The 25,962-nt window shown below is 73.2% G+C and carries 21 protein-coding genes; 4 read left to right on the top strand and 17 right to left on the bottom strand.

Translation table 11 applies throughout. The annotated features are described in order from the left end of the window. Positions 1 to 59 precede the first annotated feature (59 nt). From FHR78_RS15490 to FHR78_RS00125, 13 genes are all read right to left on the bottom strand, one after another. Positions 60 to 1,196, bottom strand: a complete 1,137-nt coding sequence (locus FHR78_RS15490) for an FtsQ-type POTRA domain-containing protein (RefSeq protein WP_347877976.1) — start codon at positions 1,194 to 1,196, stop codon at positions 60 to 62. A gap of 37 nt (positions 1,197 to 1,233) precedes the next feature. Continuing rightward, positions 1,234 to 2,664: a UDP-N-acetylmuramate--L-alanine ligase gene (murC, locus tag FHR78_RS00180; protein ID WP_166758541.1), complete on the bottom strand. Its 1,431-nt coding sequence runs from the start codon at positions 2,662 to 2,664 to the stop codon at positions 1,234 to 1,236. Continuing rightward, complete coding sequence (locus tag FHR78_RS00175; RefSeq protein WP_166758540.1) at positions 2,661 to 3,833, bottom strand: glycosyltransferase; 1,173 nt, start codon at positions 3,831 to 3,833, stop codon at positions 2,661 to 2,663. The genes murC and FHR78_RS00175 overlap by 4 nt, the downstream gene beginning before the upstream one ends. Further along, the gene (ftsW, locus tag FHR78_RS00170; RefSeq protein ID WP_166758539.1) at positions 3,830 to 5,125 is read right to left on the bottom strand and encodes a putative lipid II flippase FtsW; all 1,296 of its coding nucleotides are present in this window, start codon (positions 5,123 to 5,125) and stop codon (positions 3,830 to 3,832) included. Before ftsW ends, FHR78_RS00175 begins: the two co-directional genes overlap by 4 nt. Then, the gene (gene murD / locus FHR78_RS00165; protein ID WP_432207132.1) at positions 5,082 to 6,668 is read right to left on the bottom strand and encodes a UDP-N-acetylmuramoyl-L-alanine--D-glutamate ligase; all 1,587 of its coding nucleotides are present in this window, start codon (positions 6,666 to 6,668) and stop codon (positions 5,082 to 5,084) included. The genes ftsW and murD overlap by 44 nt, the downstream gene beginning before the upstream one ends. After that, positions 6,647 to 7,750, bottom strand: coding sequence for a phospho-N-acetylmuramoyl-pentapeptide-transferase (mraY, locus tag FHR78_RS00160; RefSeq protein ID WP_166758538.1), 1,104 nt, complete (start codon positions 7,748 to 7,750; stop codon positions 6,647 to 6,649). The genes murD and mraY overlap by 22 nt, the downstream gene beginning before the upstream one ends. Further along, the gene (locus FHR78_RS00155; RefSeq protein ID WP_166759612.1) at positions 7,747 to 9,156 is read right to left on the bottom strand and encodes a UDP-N-acetylmuramoyl-tripeptide--D-alanyl-D-alanine ligase; all 1,410 of its coding nucleotides are present in this window, start codon (positions 9,154 to 9,156) and stop codon (positions 7,747 to 7,749) included. The genes mraY and FHR78_RS00155 overlap by 4 nt, the downstream gene beginning before the upstream one ends. Continuing rightward, a complete protein-coding gene (locus FHR78_RS00150) occupies positions 9,153 to 10,703 on the bottom strand; it encodes a Mur ligase family protein (protein ID WP_166758537.1) in 1,551 nt (516 codons plus the stop codon). The genes FHR78_RS00155 and FHR78_RS00150 overlap by 4 nt, the downstream gene beginning before the upstream one ends. A gap of 14 nt (positions 10,704 to 10,717) precedes the next feature. Further along, entirely contained in the window at positions 10,718 to 12,508 is a 1,791-nt protein-coding gene (locus tag FHR78_RS00145; RefSeq protein WP_347877975.1) for a peptidoglycan D,D-transpeptidase FtsI family protein, read from the bottom strand. 73 nt (positions 12,509 to 12,581) lie between these two features. Further along, positions 12,582 to 13,166 (bottom strand): hypothetical protein, encoded by a 585-nt coding sequence (locus FHR78_RS00140; protein WP_166758536.1) that lies wholly within the window; start codon positions 13,164 to 13,166, stop codon positions 12,582 to 12,584. Next, on the bottom strand, positions 13,163 to 14,113 hold the full coding sequence (gene rsmH, locus FHR78_RS00135) for a 16S rRNA (cytosine(1402)-N(4))-methyltransferase RsmH (protein WP_166758535.1): 951 nt from the start codon (positions 14,111 to 14,113) through the stop codon (positions 13,163 to 13,165). Before rsmH ends, FHR78_RS00140 begins: the two co-directional genes overlap by 4 nt. Positions 14,114 to 14,214: 101 nt before the next feature. Further along, positions 14,215 to 14,646: a division/cell wall cluster transcriptional repressor MraZ gene (gene mraZ / locus FHR78_RS00130; RefSeq protein WP_166758534.1), complete on the bottom strand. Its 432-nt coding sequence runs from the start codon at positions 14,644 to 14,646 to the stop codon at positions 14,215 to 14,217. 373 nt (positions 14,647 to 15,019) lie between these two features. Next, positions 15,020 to 15,427, bottom strand: a complete 408-nt coding sequence (locus tag FHR78_RS00125) for a DUF3040 domain-containing protein (protein ID WP_166758533.1) — start codon at positions 15,425 to 15,427, stop codon at positions 15,020 to 15,022. Positions 15,428 to 15,525: 98 nt separating this feature from the next. Here FHR78_RS00125 and FHR78_RS00120 point away from each other — a divergent pair, with 98 nt between their 5' ends. Beyond that, complete coding sequence (locus tag FHR78_RS00120; protein WP_166758532.1) at positions 15,526 to 16,647, top strand: polyprenyl synthetase family protein; 1,122 nt, start codon at positions 15,526 to 15,528, stop codon at positions 16,645 to 16,647. A 97-nt stretch (positions 16,648 to 16,744) separates the two neighbouring features. Here FHR78_RS00120 and FHR78_RS00115 read toward each other — a convergent pair whose 3' ends face one another. Next, a complete protein-coding gene (locus FHR78_RS00115) occupies positions 16,745 to 17,101 on the bottom strand; it encodes an Rv2175c family DNA-binding protein (RefSeq protein ID WP_347877974.1) in 357 nt (118 codons plus the stop codon). Between the two features lie 189 nt (positions 17,102 to 17,290). Here FHR78_RS00115 and FHR78_RS00110 point away from each other — a divergent pair, with 189 nt between their 5' ends. Both FHR78_RS00110 and pknB read left to right on the top strand, forming a co-directional pair. After that, positions 17,291 to 18,649, top strand: a complete 1,359-nt coding sequence (locus tag FHR78_RS00110; RefSeq protein WP_243861993.1) for a LysM peptidoglycan-binding domain-containing protein — start codon at positions 17,291 to 17,293, stop codon at positions 18,647 to 18,649. Between the two features lie 90 nt (positions 18,650 to 18,739). Next, the gene (gene pknB, locus FHR78_RS00105) at positions 18,740 to 20,695 is read left to right on the top strand and encodes a Stk1 family PASTA domain-containing Ser/Thr kinase (protein WP_166758531.1); all 1,956 of its coding nucleotides are present in this window, start codon (positions 18,740 to 18,742) and stop codon (positions 20,693 to 20,695) included. Positions 20,696 to 20,813: 118 nt separating this feature from the next. On the opposite strand, the gene FHR78_RS00100 is transcribed toward pknB, so the two are convergent. The 3 genes from FHR78_RS00100 to FHR78_RS00090 all read right to left on the bottom strand — a co-directional run bounded on the left by FHR78_RS00100 (position 20,814) and on the right by FHR78_RS00090 (position 23,923). Then, positions 20,814 to 22,142, bottom strand: coding sequence for a class II 3-deoxy-7-phosphoheptulonate synthase (locus FHR78_RS00100; RefSeq protein WP_166759608.1), 1,329 nt, complete (start codon positions 22,140 to 22,142; stop codon positions 20,814 to 20,816). Positions 22,143 to 22,253: 111 nt separating this feature from the next. Next, positions 22,254 to 22,943, bottom strand: a complete 690-nt coding sequence (locus tag FHR78_RS00095) for a lysophospholipid acyltransferase family protein (RefSeq protein WP_166758530.1) — start codon at positions 22,941 to 22,943, stop codon at positions 22,254 to 22,256. A gap of 29 nt (positions 22,944 to 22,972) precedes the next feature. Continuing rightward, positions 22,973 to 23,923 (bottom strand): ROK family glucokinase, encoded by a 951-nt coding sequence (locus tag FHR78_RS00090; RefSeq protein WP_166759607.1) that lies wholly within the window; start codon positions 23,921 to 23,923, stop codon positions 22,973 to 22,975. 123 nt (positions 23,924 to 24,046) lie between these two features. Between FHR78_RS00090 and FHR78_RS00085 the strand changes: the two genes are divergently transcribed. Then, a complete protein-coding gene (locus tag FHR78_RS00085; RefSeq protein WP_166758529.1) occupies positions 24,047 to 25,903 on the top strand; it encodes an AMP-binding protein in 1,857 nt (618 codons plus the stop codon). Positions 25,904 to 25,962 lie beyond the last annotated feature (59 nt).

Below are 25,962 nucleotides of genomic sequence, written 5' to 3'. Positions count from 1 at the left end.
AGGTGCCGCCGCGGGACGCGAGGACCAGCCGGACAGGCGTGTCGCGAACGCACGGCGCGTCATCGCGTCCGGATGATGCCGTTGTCGGGCGCCGACACGTCGAACTCGACCGAGGCCGACGGGTCGCGCCGCGCCTGGTCCGCGACCAGCCCGGCGAGCACCTGGGCCTTGGCAGCCGAGTCGTCGGCGCTGCCCCACACGACCTGCTCCCCCGTCGTCAGCGAGAGGGTGACGTCGTCCGCCGTCGAGGCGGTGGCCGAGTCCACGGTCTGGCGCAGCGCCTGGGGCAGCGCGAGCAGCACCTCGGCGGTGGACCGGAAGGCCGTCCCGTCGAGGGCCGCTCCACCGACGTCGACGAGGGGCACCCCCTCCTGCCGGGCGTCGAGGTGCTGCACGACGACGCCCGCGGGGTCGACCAGGTCGAAGCCGTCGCCGGAGGGCACGGTCGCGATCGGCTGGCGCTCGGTGACGCGGATGACCAGGGTGTGCGGCGGGGCCGTCTCGGTCACGTAGCTCGCGATCAGGGGGAACCGCTCGAGCTCGGTCGTGATGCGCCCGAAGTCGATCCGGGCGAGCGGCGTGCCGAGCTGCCCCGACACGGCGGCCTGCACCTCGGCCGCGTCGACGCGCTCCGTGCCCTCGACCTGGACCTGCTCGAGCGAGAGCAGGGGCGAGAACACCGCCACCCCCACGGAGGCGACGAGGAGCGCGGCGACGGCGCCGACGGTGATCCAGGCGGTGCGGCGGTGCCTCGACCGCCTCGTGAAGCGACGGACCTCGGTGCGCTCGGTGCGCCTCCGCTCCCCCGACGCACGACGCGCGGCCCGACGGGCCTCGACGGCGCGGCGGCGCGCCTCGGCGGCGCCGCCCGCGGGCTCGATGCGCGGGGTGCCCGACCGGTCGGCAGTCTCGTCGGGGTGCGTCGGCGCGCGGTCAGGGCGCGTCGCGCTGCCGGTGCCGGTGCCGAGCACGACGGGCGCGGCCGGGGCGCTGCCGGACGCCGTGCGGTCGTCGACGCGAGGGGCGTCGGCCGTGGTGCCGGCCTCCGCCGGCGCGTCGTCGGACGACGGCCGCTCGCGCCGGGGCCGCACCGCCGCCAGCCGGTCGCGGAGGGACGTCGCGCGGGGCGCCTCCTCGTGCTCGTCCGTGCCGTCCGGTCCCTGCGCGCCCGGGTCGAAGCCCTCGGGGCGCCTCACGCGCGGCCTCGTCCCGTCGGCCGGGACCGACGTGCGGTCACGCTCCGGTCTCCTCCGCGGTCGACGCGTCGGGCGCCGAGGCGGCGTCGAGCGAGCCGAGCAGCTGCGGGACGATGCGGTAGACGTCGCCGCAGCCCAGGGTGATGACGAAGTCGCCGTCGCGGGCGATCTCGGCCGTGCGGTCGGCGGCGGCCTGCCAGTCGGCCACGAAGTCGACGCGGGACGGGTCGGCGAAGCGCTCCGAGACGAGCGCGCCCGTGACCCCGGGCTCCGGGTCCTCGCGGGCGCCGTAGACGTCGAGGACGACGGTGTGGTCGGCCAGGCGCTCGTAGGTCTCGGCGAACTCGCCCGCCATCATGCGGGTGCGGCTGTAGAGGTGCGGCTGGTGCACGGCGATCAGGCGCCCCTCGCCGACGACCGAGCGGGCGGCCTGCAGCGCGGCCGCGACCTCGGTCGGGTGGTGGGCGTAGTCGTCGTAGACGCTGACCCCGCGCACCGTGCCGTGCAGCTCGAAGCGGCGCTCGGTGCCGCCGAAGGTCTCGAGCCCCGCTACGGCCGCCTCGGGGTCGACCCCCAGGCCGACCAGCACCGCGAAGGCCCCGGCGGCGTTCACGGCGTTGTGGCGCCCGGGCACGCGCAGCTGGACGGGCCAGCTCGAGCCCGCGTGGTGGAGCGTGAACGACACGGGCCCCTCCGACGCGACGTCGGAGAGCCGCACGTCGGACGACTCGTGCTCGCCGAACGTCACCACGTGGTCGTGCTCGAGCGCGGCGGTGACGCGGCGGGCGCCGGCGTCGTCCGACGAGACCACCACGAGCTCGCGCGCAGCCGTGGCGAACTCGACGAACGCGGCGTCGAAGGCCTCGTGCGAGCCGTAGTGGTCGAGGTGGTCGGCGTCGACGTTCGTGATGAGGGCCACCGCGGTGTCGTAGAGCAGGAACGAGCCGTCCGACTCGTCCGCCTCGACGACGAAGAGGTCGTCCGAGCCGCCCCGCGCGCTGAGCCCCAGCGACTGGATGACGCCGCCGTTGACGAAGCTGGGGTCGTGGCCCGCGGCGAGCAGGGCCGTCACGATCATGCCGGTCGACGTCGTCTTGCCGTGGGCCCCGGCCACCGACACGAGACGGTGCCCGCCGATGAGCCACGCGAGCGCCTGCGAGCGGTGCAGGACGGGCAGTCCCCGCTGGAGGGCGAGCTGGTACTCGGGGTTGTCCTGCCAGAGGGCGCCGGTGACGACGAGCGTGTCGGCGTCGCCGACGTTCGCGGCGTCGTGCCCGATGGCGATCGTGGCGCCGAGCTCGCGCAGGGCCGCCACTGCGGCGGTCTCGCGGATGTCGGAGCCGGACACCGTGTGGCCCGCGGCGAGGAACACCCGGGCGATGCCGCTCATGCCGGAGCCGCCGATGCCGACGAAGTGCACCCGGCCGAGCTCGGCGGGGATCTGCTGCTGGAGGTCGGGCTTGATCATGACTGCTCGGTGCTCGTTCTCTCGGTGCTCGTCGTCTCGGTGTGGTGGGCGGGGTCGGCCGTGCGGGTGCGGACGTGGGCGGCGCCGCGCGCCGGGCCGGCACGGAGCGCCTCGTGCACGAGCTCGACCGTGCGGTCGGTCCCGTCGAGCACGCCCACCGTCCCGGCCCGGACGGCCATGTCGGCGATGCCCGCCCTGTCCTGGAGCAGGCGCACGAGCGTCGAGCGCACCCAGTCGGGCGTGAAGTCGGCGTCGGCGACGAGCACGGCTCCCCCGGCGGCGACGACGTCGGTGGCATTGTGCACCTGCTCGCCGTTGCCGACGGGGTAGGGCACGAGGACCGAGGGCAGGCCGAGCGCCGTCAGCTCGCTGACGGTCGCGGAGCCGGCGCGCGACACGACGAGGTCCGCCGCCGAGAGGGCGAGGTCCATGCGGTCGCAGTAGGGCAGGAGGTGGTGGTCGGCCAGGTCGGTGCTGCGGAGGTCGGACTTCTGCCCCGTCACGTGCAGGATCTGCCAGCCCGCGCCGAGCACGCTGGTCGCCGAGCGGGCGATGGTCTCGTTGAGGCGACGGGCGCCCGACGAGCCGCCGGTGACCAGCAGCGTCGGCTTGCGGGGGTCGAGGCCGAACTCGGCCACCGCCTCCTGCCGGCTGTCGCGCCGGTCGAGCTGCTCGATCTCGCGTCGCAGGGGCATGCCGACCTGCCGGCCGTGCCTCAGCCGCGTCGACCGGTGGACGACGCCGACGTGCCGGGTGAACCACGAGCCGAGGACGTTGGCGATGCCCGGCTTCGCGTTCGCCTCGTGGACCACGAGGGGGACGTGTGAGCGCCAGGCGGCGACGTAGGCCGGCGCCGAGGCGTAGCCCCCGAAGCCGACGACCACGTCGACGTCGTGCCGGTCGAGCAGCTCGCGCACGCCGGCGACGGCCCCGCGCAGGGCCGACGGGAACCGCAGCGCCGCCCGCGAGGGACTGCGCGGGAACGGCAGGCGGGGCACGGTCAGCAGCTCGTAGCCGCGCAGGGGCACGAGCCGGGCCTCGAGGCCCTCGGCCGTGCCGAGCACGAGCACGGTCGCGTCGGGCTCGGTGTCGCGGATGCGGTCGGCGACGGCGAGCAGGGGGTTCACGTGGCCGGCGGTGCCGCCGCCGGCGAGGAGGTACGTCGTCACCGGAGAGACCCTACCCGCTGGCCGGGGGCCTGCCGGACGGGCGTCTGCTCCTCCGGACGGCGGGCGAACGAGAGCACCACGCCGATGGCCACGAGCGTGACGATGAGCGCGGAGCCGCCCGCCGAGATCAGCGGCAGGGGCACCCCGAGCACGGGCAGCAGCCCGAGCACGACCGCGATGTTGATGAGGGCCTGTCCGATGATCCACGCCGTCACGGCGCCCGTCACGACCCGGACGAAGGGGTCGTTCGTGCGTCGGATGATCTTGACGAAGCCGACGGCGAGCACCAGGAACAGGGCGAGGACGACGATCGCCCCGATCAGGCCCAGTTCTTCGCCGATGATGGCGAAGATGAAGTCGTTGTCGGCCTCGGGCAGCCAGGACCACTTCGACTTCGAGTTGCCGAGGCCGACGCCGAAGAGCCCGCCGGAGGCGAGGGCCCAGGTGCCGTGCAGCGTCTGCCAGCAGGCGGCCTGGTAGTCGCTGGAGTCGGTGCAGCCCGACATCCAGGCGGCGATCCGCTCGTTGCGCGAGGCGGACCCGGACGCGATCAGCGGGATGGCCGCCGCGAGGAACAGCACCGGCACGGCGAGGTACCGCAGGCGGACGCCGGCGAACCAGACGGCCGCGAAGACGAGGAGGAGCATGACCATCGTCGTGCCCAGGTCGCCGCCCAGCACCACGAGCCCCACGGCGACGCCCACGACGGGGACGAGCGGGATCGCCAGGTGCTTCCAATCGTCGAGGAGGTCGCGCTTGACGCTGAGGATCATGCCCAGCCAGACGGCGAGGGCGAGCTTGACGGCCTCGGAGGGCTGCGCGGAGATGCTCTCGCCCAGGCGGATCCAGTTCCGGTTGCCGCCGACCTCGTAGCCGAGGGGGGTGAACACGAGCAGCTGGAGCACGACCGCGGCGCCGAGGATCTTCCACGCGTGTCGGCGGTAGAACGAGACGGGGAGCCTCGACGCGATCAGCATGAGCGGGATGCCGATCGCGGCGTACATGCCCTGCCGCACGAAGGCGCCGAAGAACGACGTGTGCTTCGAGGCGATGTACTGCTCGACCGACGACGACGAGAGCACCATGACGAGGCCCAGCACGACCATGAACAGCGTCGTGCCGAGGATGAGGAAGAACGACCCCGTCTCGGCGGCGAAGAGCTTCTTGACGGCCACGACGGCCGCGGCCTGGCGGCCGCCGTGCGCCCCCGGGCGGCCGTGGGCGTCCGCGTCCCGCGGGCCGGTCGACTCAGTCGGCCGGCGACGCGGGAGGCTGGTCGGCTTCTGCGCCATCAGCGTCACCTCCCAGGTGGTGTGCGACCGCGGCCGCGAAGGCCCGGCCGCGTGCGGTGTAGTCGGTGAACTGGTCGAAGGACGCCGCCGCGGGGGCGAGCAGGACGGTGTCGCCCGGCCTCGCCGCGGCCGCCGCCAGGCGGACCGCCGTCGGCATCACCCGCTCAGTGTCGGTCTCGACGACCTCGAAGACGGGCAGCTCGGGGGCGTGTCGCCGGAAGGCCTCCCGGAGGCCGACCCGGTCGACCCCGATGAGCACCGCCGCCCTGAGGCCGGCGACGGCGTCGCGGACCAGCGGCTCGGGGTCGACGCCCTTGAAGGTGCCCCCGACGACCCAGACGACCGACGGGAACGCGCCCAGCGACGCGTGGGCGGCGTGGGGGTTGGTGGCCTTGGAGTCGTCGACCCACACGACGCCCGCCGACTCGGCCACCACCTCCGTGCGGTGGTGGTCGACGCGGAAGGCCCGCAGCGCGTCGCGCACCGCGACGGGGTCGACGTCGACGGCACGGACGAGCGCCGCCGCGGCGAGGACGTCCTCGACGAGGTGGTCCGCGCCGAGGCCCGCGGCCTCGAGCTCGCCGGTGGTCGTGAGCTCGAGCGCGCGGTGACGGCGCTCGGCGAGGAACGCACGGTCGACGAGGACCCCGCCCTCGTCGCCGCTGACGATGCCGACCTCGCTCGGGCCGGGCGCGGAGAGCCCGAAGCCGACGGCGCGGCACCCCTCGGCGACGTCGGCCTGCTCGACCATGCGGACGGTGGCCTGGTCGGCCTTGTTGTAGACGCAGGCGACGACGGTGTTCTCGTAGACGCGCGCCTTGGCGTCGCGGTAGGCGTCGAACGACCCGTGCCACTCGAGGTGGTCGGACTCCAGGTTGAGGCAGACGGAGGCGCGCGGCCGCAGGGCCCCGGGGCCCTCGACGGGCAGCCAGTGCAGCTGGTGGCTCGACAGCTCGACGACGAGGACGTCGAGGCCCTCGGGGTCGCGGACGGCGTCGAGCACCGGGACGCCGATGTTGCCCACGGCGGCGGCCCGACGGCCGTCGGCCAGGGCCATCGCGGTCGCGAGCTGGGTCGTCGTGGTCTTGCCGTTCGTGCCCGTGACGAGCAGCCAGTCGGCGACGCGCGCGGTCTTGTCGCGCAGGCGCCAGGCGAGCTCGACGTCGCCCCAGACGGCCGCCGTGGACTCGACGGCCGCGACGGCCAGCGGGTGGTGCGGCGCGAAGCCGGGCGACAGCACGACGAGCTCGGCGTCGAAGTCGACGACGCGCTGCGGCACGGACGCCATGTCGGGGTCGAGCACGAGCTCGGCGCCGATCAGGCCGAGCAGCTCGGCGCGGTCGTCGTCGACGGTCGGCGCGAGCACGACGACGCGCGCGCCCAGCTCGGCGAGCGTGTCGGCGACGGCGAAGCCCGTGACGCCGAGGCCCAGGACGAGGACGCGCAGGCCGGACCAGTCGGCGTGCCAGCTCGTGAGGCCGTCGAGCCGCGCGGCGAGGACGGGGTCGGAGGCGGCGGTCGTCACGAGGTCCGCGAGATCCACTCGAGGTAGAACACGCCCACGCCCGCCGCGACGAACAGCCCCGCGATGATCCAGAAGCGGACCACGACGGTCACCTCGGCCCAGCCCTTGAGCTCGAAGTGGTGGTGGAGCGGGCTCATCAGGAAGATCCGCTTGCCGTGCGTGATCTTGAAGTACGCCCGCTGCAGGATCACCGACCCGGTGACGACGATGAAGAGGCCGCCGATGAGGACGAGCAGCAGCTCGGTGCGGCTGAGGATGGCGAGGGCCGCGAGGGCGCCGCCGAGGCCGAGCGAGCCGGTGTCGCCGAGGAAGATCTGGGCGGGCGACGTGTTCCACCAGAGGAACCCGATCAGGCCGCCGCAGATCGCGGCCGCGACGACGGCGAGGTCGAGCGGGTCGGCCACCGAGTAGCAGGCCGACCGCGTGGCCTCGTCGAGCCGCGTGCTGAAGCACGACTGGTTGAACTGCCAGAACCCGATGAAGATGTAGGAGGCGATGGCCAGGATCGAGGCCCCGGTCGCGAGGCCGTCGAGGCCGTCCGCGACGTTCACGCCGTTCGAGGTGCTCACCGTGATCAGCACGACCCAGATCAGGAACAGCCCGCCGCCGACGATCGTGCCGAAGAACATGAAGTCGAGCCACGAGATGTCGCGGATGCCGCTGATCATGGTCGACGCGGGGGTCAGCCCGTTCTCGTTGGGGAACGACAGCGCGAGCACCGCGAAGACCGCCCCGACCACGACCTGGCCGGCGATCTTCGCCCAGCCGCCGAGCCCGAGGCTGCGCTGGTTGCGCACCTTGAGGAAGTCGTCGAGGAACCCGACGGCGCCGAGCCCGACCATCATGAACAGGACGAGGAGGCCGCTGTTGGTCAGTTCGTCCTGGGCGCCGAGGTGGCCCACGAAGTAGCCGAGCACGGTGCCGATGATGAGGACGATGCCGCCCATCGTCGCCGTGCCCCGCTTGGTGTGGTGCGACTGGGGGCCGTCGTCCCGGATGAACTGGCCCCAGCCGAGGCGGTGGAAGAGCCGGATGAACAGCGGCGTCATCAGCAGGGTGAAGACCAGCGACACGGCGCCGGCGATGAGGAGCGCCTTCACGCGGTCACCCCCGCGAGACGGTCGCCGAGGTGGCGGAGGCCGGCCGACTTCGACGACTTGACGAGCACGACGTCGCCGTCGCGGAGGGTGCCGCGCAGCAGCTCGTAGGCCTCGTCGATGGTGTCGACGAGGACGGACTCGCCGTCCCACGAGCCCTCGAGCCCGGCCGCGACGTGGATGTGGCGGGCCTCGTGGCCCACGACGACCAGCTGGCCGACGTTGAGCCGGACGACGAGGCGCCCGACACGGTCGTGCTCCTCGCGCGCGAGGTCGCCCAGCTCGGCCATCTCGCCCAGCACGGCGACCGAGCGGCCGCCCTCGGGGACGATCTGCGCGAGGGTCTTGAGCGCGGCCGCGACCGAGTCGGGGCTCGCGTTGTAGGCGTCGTTGACGATCGTGACGCCGTCGCCGGCCTCGAGGACCTCCATGCGCCAGCGCTCGGCACGGGCGACGCCCTCGAGGACCTGGACGGCCCGGTCGAGGTCGAGGCCCCACTCCCCCGCCACGGCGAGGGCGGCGAGGGCGTTCATGACGTGGTGCTCGCCGAGGATGCGCAGGGACACGGGTCGCGAGACGCCGTCGTGCTCGAGCACGAAGGAGGTGCCCGACCGGGTGACCTCGAGGTCGGTCGCCCGGTAGGCGGCCGAGTCGGTCAGCCCGAACCCGACCACGCGCGCCGCGGTGTCGGCGGCCATCCCGGCGACGCGGTCGTCGTCGACGTTGAGGACGGCCGTGGCCGTCTCGGGCAGGTCGGTCACCATCTCGGCCTTGGCCGCGCGGGTGCCCTCGATGCCGCCGAAGCCGCCGGCGTGCGCCAGGCCGACCTTGAGCACGACGCCCGTGTCGGGACGGGCTATCTCGACCAGGCGGGCGATCTCGCCCGGGCCGGAGGCGCCCATCTCGACCACCAGGTACTCGGTGTCGAGGTCGACGCGCAGCATGGAGATCGGGGCGCCGACGTGGTTGTTGAACGACCCCTCGGGGGCGACGGTGGGCCCGACGTCCGAGAGCACCGCCCGGAGCATGTTCTTCGTGCTCGTCTTGCCGTTCGAGCCGGTCACGCCGACGACGCGCAGGCGCCCGCCGCGGCGGACGCGCTCGACGACGCCCGCCGCCAGGCGGGAGAGGGCGACGACGCCGTCGTCGACGACGACGACGGGCACGGGCAGGTCGAGACGGCGCTCGGCGACGACGACGGCCGCGCCCGACTCGACGGCGGAGCCGGCGAACAGGTGGCCGTCGGTCTCGTCGCCCCGGAGCGCGAAGAAGACGGAGCCCGACGTGACGAGCCGGGAGTCGGTCTCGACGGAGCCGTCGACGACCTGGTCGCGCTCGGGACCGCCCTCGGGGAGGTGCAGGGCGCCTCCGGCGATCTCGGCGAGCTCGGCGAGGGTCAGCGCGATCACTCGGCCCACCCGGCCTCTCGCAGCGCGGCACGGGCCTCGTCGCGGGCCGAGTACGGGGTCCGCTCGCCGCGGATGTCGCGGTAGTCCTGGTGGCCGGGGCCGGCCCAGAGGATCGAGTCGCCCTCGCCGACGAGCGAGACCGCCGTGCGGATGGCCGCCTCGGGCGGGCTCACCTCGTGGATCTCGTGCCCGGGCCGTGCGGCACGGGCCGCCTCGACGAGCGTGGCTCGGATCGAGGCAGGGTCTTCGAAGCGAGGGTGGTGGTCGGTGACGACGAGGATGTCGGACCCCTCTGCGGCCACTCGGGCCATGTCGGCGCGCTTGGTCTTGTCCCGGTCGCCGTCGGCGCCGAAGAGCATGACGACCTTGCCCGGGGTGAAGCGGCGCACGGCCGCCAGGGTCGTGAGGAACGCGTCGGGGCTGTGGCCGAAGTCGACGTAGACGCTCGGGCCGCGGTCGCCCGAGACGCGCTCGGTGCGGCCCGGGAGGTAGGCGACGATGCCGCCGTCCGCCTCGAGGGCCTGCGAGATCGCGCCGAGCTCGAAGCCGGCCTCGACCAGCATGACGACGGCGAGGGCGGCGTTCGCCACCATGTGCCAGCCGATCAGGGGCACCCGGGTGACGAGCTCGCGGCTCTCCGGCCCGGTCAGGCGGAACTCGGTCCAGGCGGCCTGCTCGTCGAGGATCTCGACGCGCCAGTCGGCCTCGACGTCGGGGAGGATCGTGATCGTCGTGAGGGGCACGCGGGCGTTGTCGACGACGCGGTGGCCCCACGGCGAGTCGAGCGAGACGACGGCGCGCTTGGCGCGGTCGGGCTGGAAGAGGGGCAGCTTCGCGTGGAAGTACTCCTCCATGTCGGCGTAGTCGTCGAGGTGGTCGTGGCTGAGGTTCGTGAAGGCCGCGACGTCGAACACGAGGCCGTCGACCCGGTTGCGGCTGAGCGCCTGCGCGCTGACCTCGACGGCCACGGCGCGCACCTCGCTCTCGCGCATCCGCGCGAGCAGGGCGTGCATCTCGCTCGCCTCGGGCGTCGTCAGCCGGCTGACGACCGTCAGGTCGCCGATGTGCCGTTCGGCCGTGCTGCTCAGGCCCGTCACGAGCCCGAGCTGCCGCAGGACGCCCTCGAGCAGGTAGGAGGTGCTGGTCTTGCCGTTCGTGCCGGTCACGGCGAACAACAGGGGCGAGTCCTCGCCGCCGGTGCGGTAGATCCACGCCGAGACGTCGCCCAGGGCGGCGCGGGGCGAGTCGACGAGGACGACGGGGAGACCGCAGCCGCGGGCCAGCTCGAGGCCGGCCGCGTCGGTCAGGAGCGCGACGGCGCCGCCGTCACGCGCCTGCGACGCGAACTTTGCACCGTGGCGGTGCTCGCCGGGCACGCCGACGTACAGGTCGCCGGGGTGGAGGTCCGCCGTGCTCAGCGTGACTCCGGTGACCTCGACGCCGTCGAGGGAACCCTCGTGCTCGAGACCGAACTCGCTGACCAGCTGGGCGAGGGACCTCGCCGACGGATGTTCCGGTCGAAGGACCGGGGGGATCCGGGCGCTCAATGAATCCTCTTCTCTCACCAGGTCTGGGGGATGGCCGGCGCGGGCTCCGTCGACGGAGGGACGCGGTACATCTCGAGGACCTGGGACATGATCTTGTTGAAGGTCGGCGCCGCGGCGGCCGACGTCTTCATGGTACTGGGCTTGGTGAAGGTCACGACGACGACGTACTGGGGGTTCTCCGCCGGGGCGAGCCCGGCGACCGAGACGACCCGGTCGGAGCCGTAGCCGGTGCCGTCGGAGCGGGCCATCTCGGCCGTGCCGGTCTTGGCCGCCACGCGGTAGCCCGGGATGGTGAGGACGTCCTTGAGGTCGCCCGCGGACACCACGCTCTCGAGCATGTTCACCGTCGTGTCGGCCGCGTAGGCGGACACCGCCTGGACGCTGTCGCCCGACGGGGTCATCGAGACGGTCCCGTCGGGGGCCGTGCAGCTCTCGACGAGCTGCGCGGGCAGGCGGAGGCCGTGGTTGCCGAGGGTCTGGAAGATGCCGGCGACGTGCAGGGCGGTCGTCGACACGCCCTGGCCGAACATCGTGTTGATGCTGGTCTGCTCGTCCCACGCGCTCGGCTGCCGGACGCCCTGCGTCGGCTCGCCGAGGAACCCGACGGCCGTGGGCTCGTTCAGGCCGAACTTGACCATGTAGTCGTACCGGGCCTGAGCGCTCAGGTTCTGGCCGAGCAGCGAGATGCCGACGTTGGACGAGTCGCGCAGGATGCCGGTCAGCGTGAGCTTCTCGGTCGGGTGGAACGTCGCGTCGTGGATCTCGCCGCCCCAGGGGAACGACCGCGAGTACGGCACCGTCGCCTGGCTGGTCGGGGTGGCCTTGCCCGAGTCGAGCAGCATGGCGGCCGTCATCGCCTTGAACGTCGAGCCGGGCTCGTACGACGAGGTGAACGCCTTCGACCCGAGGTCGGCGGGGTCCTTCGTCAGGTTGACGTCGTTCGGGTCGACGGCGGGCCAGTCGGCCACGGCCTTGAGCTTGCCGGTGCCCACCTCCATGACGACGGCGGTGGCCGACTCGGCCCCGATCGCCTCGCCCTGCTCGGCCACGGCCTGCTGGGCCATGTACTGGAGGTCCTTGTCGATGGTGAGCCGCAGGTCTCCCCCGGCCACCGCCTTCTCCGTGACCGACGTGCTGCCCGGCAGCTGGACGCCGTCGGCGCCGCGCTCGTAGGTCTCGGAGCCGTTCGTGCCCGCGAGGCACGAGTCGGCGCTGTACTCGAGCCCGGCCTGGGGGCCGTCGGTGCCGATGAAGCCGGTCAGGTTGCCCGCGACGGCGCCGTTCGGGTACGTGCGGGCGGCCTGCCGCTCGTAGTAGAGCCAGGAGACGCCGCTGTTCTTGAGGTCCCGCACGGCGCGGAAGGCGTCGACGTCGACGCCCTTCACGAGGTACGCGAAGTTCGCGTCGGGGTCCGCGGTGAGGCTCTTCTGCATGGTCTCGAGCGAGCCGCCCGTGATCTGCTGCACCTTCGCGAGCACCTGGTCGACGCTCATGGCCTGCTTCGTCTTCACGCCGTCGGCGTCGGTCACGGTGACCGTCACGTCGTCCGCGAAGGCGGGGGCGGCGGTGATGTTGTAGCGGGTCACGCTGCCGGCCAGCACCGTGCCGTCGCTCGCCGTGATGTCGCCGCGGTCGCCGTAGGTGACCTGCTCGATCTCGCGCTTGTTCTTCGACTGCTCGTTGAGCTCGCTGGCCTGGACCAGCTGGATGTCGGCCAGGCGCACGACGAAGACCCCGACCAGGGCGATCACGACGGCCATGGCCAGGGTCGCCCGGAGCCGGCGGCTGCGAGGGGCTGTGTTCACGGGGTGTCCTCACCGCGGCAGGCCGTGGGGCACCGGCCGCTGTCGTCGTCTGGTGCGCCGCGGGGGCGCACCGCTAGCGGGTCCGGGGAGCCGCGAGCTGGTCAGGGTCAGACGCTACCGACGTGTCGCCCGATCCTGCGGTCGCCGCGCCCGCCTCCCCGGAGTCGGGGGCCGGGGCGTCCGTGCCGGGCGCGGCGGTCGCGAGCGGCACGCCGTCGAGCAGCGTGTTCGGGATCAGGTTGTCCGTGCCGTCGGCGGTGCCGTCGGCGGGCGCCGGGTCGCCGTGGACCGCGCCGGTCGTCGGGTCGAGGTAGACCGGGTTCGAGTTGCGGACCATGCCCAGCTGCTCGGCGTTGTTCGCGAGGTTCTGCGGCGAGGACAGCACGTCGAGCTGCTCGGAGTACTTCTGCTGGTCGCGGGTCAGCTCCGTCTTCTCGGCCTGGAGGTCGGAGATGGTGTAGGCGCCGTCGCTGAGGGCGATGCTGATGGCGAGCTGCGTGAGCAGCAGCACGAAGAGCGCCGCGGTGGCGACGAGGGCGTAGGCGATCTTCGGACGGGCGCGGCGCTGGGCACGGCTCGTGACGATCTCGACCGGGGCGCGCCGGGGCTCGGCCGAGGGCCGGCGCTGCGGGATCGGGTCGATCGCGGCGTTGCTCATGCTGTTCTCCGGATTCGTTCGGCTGCGCGCAGTCGCACGGGCTTGGCTCGGGGGTTGAGGTCGATCTCGTCGGCGGAGGCCAGCTCGGCGCCCCGGACGAGGAGGCGGAACTCCGGTCGGTGCTCGGGCAGCTCGACGGGGAGGCCCTGGGGGGCGGTGGAGGTCGTGCGGGCGGCCAGCTCTCGCTTGACGAAGCGGTCTTCGAGGGACTGGTACGCCAGCACGACGACGCGGCCCTCCACGGCGATGCGGTCGAGGGCCGCGGGGACGGCGGCCTCGAGCGACGCCAGCTCGCCGTTCACCTCGATGCGGAGCGCCTGGAACACGCGCTTCGCGGGGTGGCCCGCGCGCTGGAGCGCCATCGGGGTGGCCGCGACGAGCAGGTCGACGAGCTCGCCGCTGCGACGGAGGGGAGCCTCCGTGCGGTGCTCGACGATCCGGCGCGCGTAGCGCGGGCTGAGCTTCTCTTCTCCGTACTGGTAGAAGATGCGACGCAGCTCGGACTCGGGGTACTCGGCCAGGATCGTCTCCGCCGTGACCGGGGACGTCGGGTCCATCCGCATGTCGAGCGGCGCGTCCTTCGAGTACGAGAAGCCGCGCTCGACCCGGTCGAGCTGCAGGGACGAGACCCCGAGGTCGAAGAGCACCCCGTGCACCTCGTCGATGCCGAGGTCGTCGAGTGCGTCGGCCACGCCGTCGTACCGCGTGTGGACGAGTCGGGCGCGGTCGCCGAAGGGGCGGAGGCGCTCACCGGCGATGGCGAGGGCCTCGGTGTCGCGGTCGAGCCCCACGACGGTGAGGTCGGGGAAGCGCTCGAGCATCGCGGCGGTGTGCCCGCCCATGCCGAGGGTGGCGTCGACGGCCACGGCCCCGGGGCGCGAGATCGCGGGGGCGAGCAGCTCGAGGGTGCGCTCGAGGAGGACGGGGGTGTGGATCTGGTCTGCCATGGCGACACGGGCCTGGATCCCGGGCCCTGATCCCCATCCATCTCGACCTGGCACCGGGGAAGGTGCGCCAGGGCGGACGGCTGGGAGTCAGGGCCGAGGAGCTAGAAGAGCCCGGGGATCACCTCCTCCGTGGTGTTGGCGAACGCGGCCTCCTGGGCCTCGTAGTAGGTGTTCCAGGCGTCGGTGGCCCAGATCTCGGCACGGTTGCCCGCCCCGATGACCGTCAGCTCGCGGCCGAGGCCCGCGTAGTCGCGGAGCTGCGCCGGGATGGTGACGCGGTTCTGCTTGTCGGGGACGTCGTCGCTGGCGCCGGAGAGGAACAGGCGCATGTAGTCGCGCCCCTCCTTGCTGGTGATCGGCGCCTGGCGGATGCGCGCGTGCATGTCCTCGAACTCGGCCTGGCTGAAGACGTAGACGCAGCGCTCTTGCCCACGGGTCATGACGAGGCCGGAGGCCAGCTCGTCACGGAACTTCGCGGGGAGGATGATGCGGCCCTTCTCGTCGAGCTTGGGCGAGTACGTGCCGAGGAACATGCGCTGCTCCTCCTCTCGCCCCGCACCCCGGTCGTGGCACGTGCTTCCACTTTACTCCACAATCCCCCACCACGACAGAGCGACGTGGTCGGATGCGACGTCGGGACCCCTCCGATCCGCTCCACTTCGGGGGTCACGGGGGTGGAGGACGGTGGAGGCGGTGGTCACGGGAGGATCGCCGGCGGGCATGCGTGCGCCCCGCCGGGGCGAACCGACGGGGGCGCGGGGCGTGCCCACGGGCGCCCTGACCACGATCTGCGGAGTCTCAGCCCCGCCGGGACCCGGGTGGGGAGGAAAGTGGAGAGCCCCCGGGCGCACGAAGAAGGGGTCGGCCCGGAGGCCGACCCCTGAGGTCGTGGTGCGGAGGAGGCCGCTAGGAGCGGTCGCCGTCCTGTCGGCGTTCCCACCGGTCGTTGAGGCGGTCCATCATCGAGCCGTTGCGGGCCGGGCGGGCGGCCGAGGGACGCGACGCGCCGGCCGTGGGGGCCGAGGGGCGCGCCGAGCCGGCACGACGGGGCGGGGCCAGCGCGAACACGGCGCCGGCGACGAGCAGGACGAAGCCCGCGACGCCCACCAGGGGACCGATCGGGGGCTGGCGGATGATCACGCCCGTGACGATGACCGCGATGCCGACGAGAGCGGCGAGCACGCCGATGACGACCATGGTGTAGTTCGGCCGCCCGCGAGGACCGCCCACCGTCGCCACGAAGTCGGAGTCGTTGCTGTAGAGGCTCCGCTCCATCTCTTCCAGGAGTCGTTGCTCCTGTTCGGAAAGTGGCATCTCTTCGTTCCCTTCGAGCACAGGCCCCGCGGCCTCGGGATCGCCGCGTGTGGATACGGGCGAGTGTATGCCCGTGCGCTGTGGCTAGGCTAGGCAGCGTGGCTGAGAGTACGCGGTTAGTGGACGTCGTTCAAGAGCGCATCGATCGGTTCCTCGACGACCGCCGGCCGGCCCTGCGGGGCATCGCCGACGACCTCTCCCCCTTCGCCGCGTTCTCGAGCGACCTGCTCCGCGGCGGCAAGCGGTTCCGGGCCCTGTTCTGCTACTGGGGCTGGCGCTCCGTGGCCGGCCGCGACGCGGGCTTCGACCCGCTCGGCGCCCCCGTCGACCAGCGCTCCCTCGACGCCGTGATGACCGCCTCCGTCGGCCTCGAGTTCTTCCACGCCGCGGCGCTGGTGCACGACGACATCATGGACAACTCGGACACCCGGCGCGGGCTGCCCGCGGCGCACCGCCGCTTCGAGGGCCTGCACCGGGACGGCGGCTGGCTCGGCTCCCCCGTCGGCTTCGGGACGTCGTCGGCGCTGCTCATGGGCGACCTGCTGCTCGCCTGGAGCGACGAGCAGATCAGCGAGGCCTTCGACTCCCTCGAGTCGCGCGCCGCCGCACGCTCCGCCCGCCGCGAGTTCAACCGCATGCGGACCGAGGTGACCGTCGGCCAGTACCTCGACATCCTCGAGGAGAACGCCTGGCGCAGCGTGCCCGACGCCGAGCTGCTGCCCCGCGCACAGCGCGTCATCGTCTACAAGTCGGCCAAGTACAGCGTCGAGGCTCCCCTGACCATCGGCGCCGCCATGGCCGGCGGCACGGAGCACGACCTCGAGGCGCTCCGGGGCTTCGGCCTCCCCCTCGGCATCGCCTACCAGCTGCGGGACGACCTCCTGGGGGTCTTCGGCGACCCCGAGGTGACGGGCAAGCCCGCCGGCGACGACCTCCGCGAGGGCAAGCGGACCGTGCTCGTCGCGACGGCCCGTCGGACGCTGCCCGCCGGTGCCGTGCGGCTGCTCGACGAGCTCCTCGGCGACCCCGACCTCGACGACGACCAGATCGGCGTCCTGCAGGCGACGCTGCGCGAGTCCAGAGCCGTGGAGGCGGTGGAGCGGTCGATCGCCGAGCAGGTGGAGCACGCCGTGCAGGCCCTCGACGGGGCCGACCTGGCACCGTCCGCGCGCACCCAGCTGGCCCGGCTCGCCGAGACGGTCACGAAGCGCACCTACTGACCGACGGCCCGGGGCGGCGGACCGGGGCGGCGGGCCGGGCGGGGCGAGGCTCAGAGCAGGTGAGGCGCAGAGCAGGTGAGGCTCCGGGCAGTGAGGCTCAGAGCAGGCTCTGGGCCACGCGCCTGACCTCGGCCTTGCGGCCCGCGAGCAGCGCCTCGACCGGGGAGGTGCCGAGGCTGTCCTCGACGGAGAGCATCCAATCGAGCGCCTCGTCGTCGGTGAAGCCGTTGTCGGCGAGCACGGTGGCCGTGCCGCGGAGCTCGTGCATCGGCTCGCCGTCCACGAGGAACACGGCGGGCGTGACGACCACGCCGTCGACCCGGGTGGAGATGAGGACGTGGTCCTCGAAGAGGCGGCGGACACGGCTCACGCTGAGGCCGAGCATCTCGACCAGGTCGGGCACGGTCAGCCACTCGGTGTCGGCGAACCAGGGCTGCTGAGAGAGATCGGTCACGGGACCACCTTGCCACGGCTCGGCCGCGCGGGGGTCGCTCCCCCGTCCCGCGCGTCCCACGAGTCACATGCGTCCCACGCGCCACTCCGATTGACACCCGTGGTCTCCTGTGCCACCGTGGCAGCACGAGACACGCCGTCGCGGATCAGGTTGTCGACGTGTCGGACGCCACGACCCGAGGATCACCTCATGAACGACAGCATCTCGGACCGCGACACCGACGGGACCTCCCCCGCGCCCCGCGCCTCCCGCCTCCCCGGCGCCGCCTTCGGACGCGCGGCCCTCGACGACGGAGCGAGCGCCCGCTCGCGGGCCGCGCGCTCCATGCTCCAGACCGTCCCGATCATGCTGGTCGGGTCGATGGCCCTCAGCCTCGGCATGACGGGGCCGATCGCCTCGGTCGCGCACGACCAGCAGCCCGCCAAGAAGCCGCACACGGCGCCCCGACCGGTGGCCCTGCCGCCGACCGAGTCGGCGCCGGCACCGCAGGCCGAGGCCGCGACCGTCGACGTCGCCGCGTCGACGACCACCGTGCTGGCGCCCTCGACCTACACGGTCGTCGCGGGCGACACCGTGGCGAGCATCGCCGCCTCGTTCGGCCTGAGCACCGCGTCGGTCCTCGCCCTGAACGGCCTCAGCTGGAAGTCGACCATCTTTCCGGGGCAGACCCTCAGCCTCGCCGCCTCGACCCCGGCGCCCGCCGCCAGCGCACCCCGGGCCGCCGCCGCGGGCAGCTACACGATCGCGCGCGGCGACACCCTCAGCTCCATCGCGGGCGCGCACGGCGTCGGCACGGCGGCCCTGCTCGCCGCCAACGGGCTGAGCTGGTCGAGCATCATCTACCCGGGCCAGGTGCTCTCGCTGCCCGGCGGCGCCACGACGGCCTCGGCGGTCTCGACGCCCGCCCCGGCGACGACGCCCTCCGGCTCGGGCCACGTCATCCGCAGCGGCGAGACCATCGCGTCCATCGCGAAGCAGACCGGGACGACGGTCCAGGCGCTCCTCGCCGCCAACGGCCTGAGCATGACGAGCACCATCTACGCCGGCCGCACGCTGGTGGTCCCCGGCGCCTCCGCGCCCTCGGCGGCCCCGGCCGTGGCCCCGGCGTCGACGTCCGCCGCCCCGCTCGCCACGGGCACCTCGCTCTCGGCCGAGCAGCAGGAGAACGCCCGCGTCATCATCCGCGTCGGCCGCGAGCTGGGCGTCGGCGACCAGGCGATCGTCGTCGCGCTGGCCGCGGCGGCCCAGGAGTCCAGCCTGCGGAACATCCACCACGGCGACCGCGACTCCCTCGGCCTCTTCCAGCAGCGCCCCAGCACGGGCTGGGGCACGCCCGCGGAGCTCACCGACGCCGCCCACGCGACGCGGCTCTTCTTCGGCGGCCGCACGAACCCGAACGTCGGCAAGACGCGCGGCCTGCTCGACGTCGCGGGCTGGGCCTCGATGTCGCTGACGGACGCCGCCCAGGCCGTCCAGCTCTCCGCGCACCCGACGGCCTACGCCAAGTGGGAGGGTCCCGCCCGCACGTGGCTCAGCACCCTGGGCTGACGCGACCCGCGGGGCGGCCGGGCGGCCGCGTTCGACACGCGCCGGTGAGCCGCACGGGCCACGGGCCCTCCGGCTCGTAGGATCGCCTCGATGAGCGCGAACCACACTGACCCGATGATCGGCCGTCTCATAGACGACCGGTACCAGGTCCGCTCGCGCATCGCCCGCGGCGGCATGGCCACCGTGTACCTGGCCACCGACCTGCGCCTCGAGCGCCGGGTCGCCATCAAGATCATGCACGGCCACCTGGCCGACGACGCCTCCTTCAAGGAGCGCTTCATCCAGGAGGCGCGCTCGGCAGCCCGCCTCGCCCACCCCAACGTCGTCAACGTCTTCGACCAGGGCCAGGACGACGACAGCGCCTACCTCGTGATGGAGTACCTGCCGGGCATCACGCTGCGCGAGCTGCTGCAGGACCACAAGGTCCTCACGAGCGAGCAGGCGATGGACATCCTGGAGGCCGTCCTCGCCGGCCTCGCCGCCGCCCACCGTGCCGGCATCGTGCACCGCGACCTCAAGCCCGAGAACGTGCTGCTCGCCGACGACGGCCGGATCAAGATCGGCGACTTCGGCCTCGCACGCGCCGCCACCGCGAACACCGCGACCGGCGCCGCCCTGCTCGGCACCATCGCGTACCTCTCGCCCGAGCTCGTCACCCGCGGCGTCGCCGACACCCGCAGCGACATCTACGCGCTCGGCATCATGCTCTACGAGATGCTGACGGGCGAGCAGCCCTACAAGGGCGAGCAGCCCATGCAGATCGCCTACCAGCACGCGAACGACACCGTCCCCGCGCCGAGCGCGGCCCGGCCGTCGGTGCCGCCCGAGCTCGACGAGCTCGTGCTCTGGGCGACCGCGCGCGACCCGGAGCAGCGTCCGCGCGACGCCCGCGCCCTGCTCGACCAGCTGCTCGACGTGCAGCGCGTCCTCGCCGACCCGTCGGGCGCGCCGCTCGGCCGCACGATGGTGCTGCCGCCTGCCTCGGCGACCGCCGTCCTGCCGCGCGGGGGCACGGGCGAGACGCAGGTGCTGCCCAAGGCCCGGCACCGCACCGGCCCGGTCGCCCCGGCCCAGGTCGACACCGTCACCGCCCTCTCGGAGGCCACGTCGCGCCGACGCCGCCGCGGCTTCGTGTGGCTCGCCGTGGTGCTGGTCGTCGCCGTCCTCGCCGGCGGCGCAGGCTGGTGGTTCGGGGCCGGACCCGGCAGTCAGGTCGCCGTGCCCGACGTCGCCGGCCAGGACCCCGCCGCCGCCACGTCGGTGCTGCAGGAGGCCGAGTTCGTCGTCGGCGAGGACGCCGCCGACTGGTCCGTCGAGGTGCCGGCCGGCCAGGTCATCGGGACCGATCCCGGCTCGGCCTCGCGCCTCCAGAAGGGCTCGACGGTGTCGCTCGTCGTGTCGCAGGGCCCGCAGCCGCTCGACCTGCCGACCGTGGTGGGCCAGTCCGAGGACGCGGCCCGCGCCTCCTTGTCGTCGTTCACCGTGCAGGACTCCGTGACCCAGTTCGACGACGCCGCCGCCGGCACCGTGCTGGGCGTGTCCGGCGTCGACGCCACGGGCGCCACCGTCGACCTCGCCGGGGCGGCGCAGTACGGCGAGCAACAGCCGGTCACCCTCACCGTCTCGCTCGGCCCGGTCCCCGACGTGGTCGGCCAGACCGTCGAGGAGGCGCAGGCCACCCTCCAGGAGGTCGGCCTGGTCGGCGCCGAGGCCGGCACGGAGTTCAGCGGCGACGTCGAGCAGGGCGCCGTCATCCGGGCCGAGCAACAGCAGGAGGGCGCGCTGCGCCCCGGCGCGACGCTCGACCTGGTCGTCTCGAAGGGCCCGCCGCCCGTCACGGTGCCGGACGTCACGGGCAAGACCATCGACGACGCCACCGCCCAGCTGCGGGCGCTCGGGCTGCGGGTCAGCTACGACCGGTGCACCGCGTTCCAGTGCGCCTTCTACGACTGGGAGGCCCGCCTGCCGGTGGTCTCGACCGACCCGGCTGCGCAGAGCACCGCCGCCCGGGGCTCGACCGTGAAGCTGACCTACCGCGTCGAGTGACGGGCGGCGCCGCGGCCCCCGGTGCCGGCAACGGCAAGACGACGACGGGCCCGTCTCCTCAGGGAGGCGGGCCCGTCGTCGTGTGCAGGGGCGCCTCGGACGGGAGGCGCGGCCTGGGCTAGTTCGCGGCGAGCTCCTCCGCGACGAGGAACGCGAGCTCGAGCGACTGCATGTGGTTCAGGCGCGGGTCGCAGAGCGACTCGTAGCGCGTGGCCAGGGTCGCCTCGTCGATGTGCTCGGACCCGCCGAGGCACTCGGTGACGTCGTCGCCCGTGAGCTCGATGTGGATGCCGCCCGGGTGCGTGCCCGCCGCGCGGTGGGCCTCGAAGAAGCCCTTGACCTCGTCCATGATCTCTTCGAAGCGACGGGTCTTGTAGCCCGTCGGCGTCGTGAGGCCGTTGCCGTGCATCGGGTCGCTGACCCAGAGCGGCGTCGCGTCGGCACCCTTGATCGCCTCGAGCAGCGGCGGGAGCGACTCGCGGATCGCACCTGCGCCCATGCGCGTGATGAAGGTGAGGCGGCCGGGCTCGCGCTCGGGGTCGAGCACGTCGATCAGGCGGAGCATGTCGTCCGGCGTGGTCGTCGGGCCGAGCTTGACGCCGATCGGGTTGCGCACCCGCGAGAGGAAGTCGACGTGGGCGCCGTCGAGGTCGCGCGTGCGCTCGCCGATCCAGACGAAGTGCGAGGAGAGGACGTACGGGTCGCCGGTGCGCGAGTCGATGCGCGTCATCGGTCGCTCGTAGTCCATCAGCAGGCCCTCGTGGCTGGTGTAGAACTCGACGCGCTTGAGCTCGTCGAAGTCCGCCCCGGCGGCCTCCATGAAGCGGATGGCCTTGTCGATCTCCTTCGCGAGGTGCTCGTAGGCGGCGTTGGCCGGGTTGGCGGCGAAGCCGCGGTTCCAGCTGTGCACCTGACGGAGGTCGGCGAAGCCGCCCTGCGTGAAGGCCCGGATGAGGTTGATGGTCGACGCGGACGTGTGGTAGCCCTTGACCAGTCGTGCCGGGTCGGCGCGACGGGACTCGGGCGTGAAGTCGTAGCCGTTGACGATGTCGCCGCGGTACGCCGGGAGGGTGACGCCGTCACGGGTCTCGGAGTCGCTCGAGCGGGGCTTGGCGAACTGCCCGGCCATGCGCCCCATCTTGATGACGGGCACGGAGGCGCCGTACGTGAGCACCACGGCCATCTGCAGGATCGTCTTGACGCGGTCGCGGATCTGGTCGGCGGTCGCCCCGGCGAAGGTCTCGGCGCAGTCGCCCCCCTGCAGCAGGAACGCGTCGCCGCGGGCGGCGGCCGCGAGGCGGTCGCGCAGCGTGTCGACCTCGCCGGCGAAGACGAGCGGGGGCAGGGCGGCGATCTCGGCCGACGCGGCCTGGACGGCCGAGGGGTCGGGCCAGGCAGGCTGCTGCTTGATCGGGAGCGTGCGCCAGTAGTCGAGGCCGTCGATCACGTCGGAGGCGGGGGCGTCGGGGGCGACGCCTGCGGACGGTTCGGCGATGGGGACCACGGTCTTCCTTGCGTGTCGGGCGGGCCAGGGACCGATCGATCCCGGCGGTCGAGCCTATCGCGGAAGGCCCACGCGCTTCTCCTTGACCGAGGAGGCGTAGACGTCGGAGTACTCCTGGCCGCTGAGGGCGCCGAGCTCGTACATGATCTCGTCGGTGATCGAGCGGAGGATGAAGCGGTCGCCCTCCATGCCCTCGAAGCGGCTGAAGTCGAGCGGCTCGCCGAACACGACGCCGACGCGGCGGATCTTCGGGATCTTGGTGCCCGTCCGCATCACCTTCTCGGTGTCGATCATGGCGACCGGGACGACCGGCACGTGCCCTTCGAGGATCATCCGCGCGACGCCCGTGCGGCCCCGGTAGAGCTTGCCGTCGGGGCTGCGCGTGCCCTCGGGGTAGATGCCCAGCTGCTCGCCCCGACGCAGGACCGAGAGGCCGGTCGCGAGCGACGCCTCCGAGGCCTTGCCGCCGGACCGGTCGATGGACAGCTGGCCGGTGGCGGTGAAGAACAGGCGCATGGCCCAGCCCTTGACGCCGGACCCGGTGAAGTAGTCGCTCTTGGCGAGGAACGAGATGCGCCGCTCGAGCGCCAGCGGCAGGAAGATCGAGTCGACGAACGACAGGTGGTTGCTCGCGAAGATCACCGCGCCCGACGCGGGCACGTTCTCGAGGCCGCGCACCCACGGACGGAACACGGTGAGGACGAGCGGACTCGCCACGAACGTCTTCAGGAACCAGTAGAGCATCGGTGCCCTCCCTCTCGAGCGGTCGGAGTCTAGCGACTCGACGCGTGCAGGCGGGCGAGGTCGGCGGCGCCCACGACGCCCGCGTCGTTCACGAGCTCGGCGATGACGAAGTCGGGCTCGGGGTGGAAGCCACGAGCAGGCAGGTGCTCGTGGTACGCCTTGCGCACGGGCGCGAGCAGGAGCTCGCCGGACTGCGCGACTCCCCCGCCGAAGACGAAGACCTGCGGGTCGAGGATGACCGACAGCGAGGCCGCCGCCTGGCCCAGCCAGGTGCCGAGCTGGCGCAGGGCCTCGAGGGCCCCCGGGTCGCCGGCCTGCATGAGGGCGGCGACGTCGTGCCCGGTGAGCTCGCCCGTGACCGCGCGGGCGGCGGCGAGGGCCGACCCCACGCCGCCCAGGTCGGCGACCTCGCCGGCCATGCGCAGCAGGGCACGACCCGAGCCGTACTGCTCGATGCAGCCCCGCGCACCGCAGCCGCAGGGCAGGCCGTCGGGGACGATGCGCATGTGGCCGAGCTCGCCGCCGGTGCCGAAGCCGCCGCGGAGCAGGCGGTCCTGGGCGACGATCGCCCCGCCGACCCCCGTGCCGATGGTGAGCATCGTCATGTCGCTGGCCAGTCGGCCGGCGCCGAAGCGGAACTCCGCCCAGCCCGCGGCGTTCGCGTCGTTGTCGATGGTGATGTGCAGGTCGAGCTTCTCGGACAGCCGGGCGCGCAGCGGCTCGTTGCGCCACGGGATGTTCGGCGTGTAGTAGACGACGGACTGGGAGGCGTCGATGAAGCCGGGGGCGGCCACGCCGGCCGCGACGACCTCGGGGTGCTGGGCCTGGAGCTGCCGGACCATGTCGACGACCGCGTCGACGATGGCCCCGGCGTCGCCGGCGGGCGTGGGGACCCGGGCCTCGGCGACGATCTCGCCCAGCTCGGTGACGACCCCGCCCGCGATCTTCGTTCCGCCGATGTCGATACCGATTGCCTGCACGAGCACCGAGTCTATCCTCGGGCGCGCCCGGGGCGGTCCACGACCTCCCGGCGGCGGCCCCGACCGCCGTGGAGCGGCTCCCGCTAAGCTCGTCGGACCCTGCTCGGTGCCGAAGGAGCTGCCGTGAACGAACACACCGTCCCCCTCGTGGTCCCCGCGGACCCGTCCGCCAACGCGACCGACCTGCTCGTCGAGCGGGCCGCGGCGACGCCGAACGACCCCCTCTTCGCCGTCCCCGACGGCACGGGCGGCTGGACCGACGTCACGGCCGCCGAGTTCGCCTCGCGCGTCCGCGAGGTCGCCAAGGGCCTGATCGCCTCGGGCATCGAGCCCGGCGACGTCGTCGGCCTGATGAGCCGCACCCGGTACGAGTGGACGCTCGTCGACTTCGCCGTCTGGTTCGCCGGCGCCCTGCTCGTGCCCGTCTACGAGACGTCGTCCCCGAGCCAGGTGCACTGGAACCTCAGCGACTCCGGCGCCGTCGCCGTCATCGTCGAGACGCCCGACCACTTCGCGCGCTTCGACGAGGTGCACCCCGAGCTGCCCGACGTCGCGCACGTCTGGCAGATCGACCTCGGCGACCTCGACAAGCTCGCCCTCGCCGGCCGCGGCGTCTCGGACGACGAGCTGGAGCGCAGGCGCACGCTGGCCCGCGGGGACGACCTCGCGACGATCATCTACACGTCGGGCACCACCGGCCGCCCCAAGGGCTGCATGCTCACGCACGCCAACTTCGTCGAGACCAGCCGCAACGCCGCGGTGGCCATGGGCGACGTCGTCGCCCCGGGGTCGTCGACCCTGCTCTTCATCACGACGGCCCACGTCTTCGCCCGCTTCATCGCCGTGCTCTCGGTGCACGCCGGGGTGAAGGTGGGGCACCAGGCCGACACCAAGCAGCTCCTCCCCTCGCTCGCCTCCTTCCGCCCCTCGTTCCTGCTCGCCGTCCCGCGGGTCTTCGAGAAGGTCTACAACTCGGCGGAGCAGAAGGCCGAGGCCTCGGGCCGGGGCGCGATCTTCCGCCAGGCGGTCGCGGTGGCGATCGCCCACTCGCGCGCGCTCGACGAGGGCACCGTGCCCCTCGGCCTGCGGCTGCGCTTCGCGCTCTTCGACCGTCTCGTCTACGGCAAGCTGCGGAAGGCCATGGGCGGGAACGTCCGCTACGCCGTGTCGGGGTCGGCGCCGCTCGGCACCCGGCTCGGCCACTTCTTCCGCAGCCTCGACATCCGCATCCTCGAGGGCTACGGGCTGACCGAGACGACCGCGCCCGCCTCGGTGAACCTCGCGTCGCGGTTCAAGATCGGCACCGTCGGCCCCGCACTGCCGGGCGTCTCGCTGCGGATCGACGACGACGGGGAGGTTCTCGTCAAGGGCGAGAACGTCTTCGCCGGCTACTGGAAGAACGAGGAGGAGACGGCCGCGGTGCTGCAGGACGGCTGGTTCCGCACGGGCGACCTCGGCTCGCTCGACGACGAGGGCTACCTCACCATCACGGGCCGCAAGAAGGAGATCATCGTCACGGCGGGCGGCAAGAACGTCGCCCCGGCCGCGCTCGAGGACCCGATCCGGGCGAACTCGCTCGTCGGCCAGGTCGTGGTCGTCGGCGACCAGCGACCGTTCGTCTCGGCGCTGATCACCCTCGACCCGGAGATGCTGCCCGTCTGGCTGAACAACGCCGGCGAGGCCGCCGACATGCCGTTGGCGGAGGCCGCGACGCACCCGAAGGTGCTCGCCGAGGTGCAGAAGGCGATCGACGTCGCGAACGAGGCCGTCTCGCGCGCGGAGTCCATCCGCAAGTTCGTCGTGCTGCCGGTCGAGCTGACGGAGGCCGGAGGCCACCTCACCCCGAAGATGAGCGTGAAGCGGGCCGTGGTGCTGCAGGACTTCGCGGGCCAGATCGCCGACCTCTACTCGGTGTACCCGAACACGGACTCGGTCCGCACCGTGCACGGAGCCGACGGGGCGGGCCCGACCGCCCGCTGACCCCCGCGGACGCGGCCGGCCGGGCGGCGCTCGGGCACCGTGCCGGCCTGCCGCGTCCG

Source organism: Frigoribacterium faeni (assembly GCF_011761235.1).
Lineage (GTDB): Bacteria > Actinomycetota > Actinomycetes > Actinomycetales > Microbacteriaceae > Frigoribacterium > Frigoribacterium faeni_A.
The sequence above is the reverse complement of the archived record's forward strand: the minus strand, read 5'-3'. Positions and strand labels throughout refer to the sequence as shown.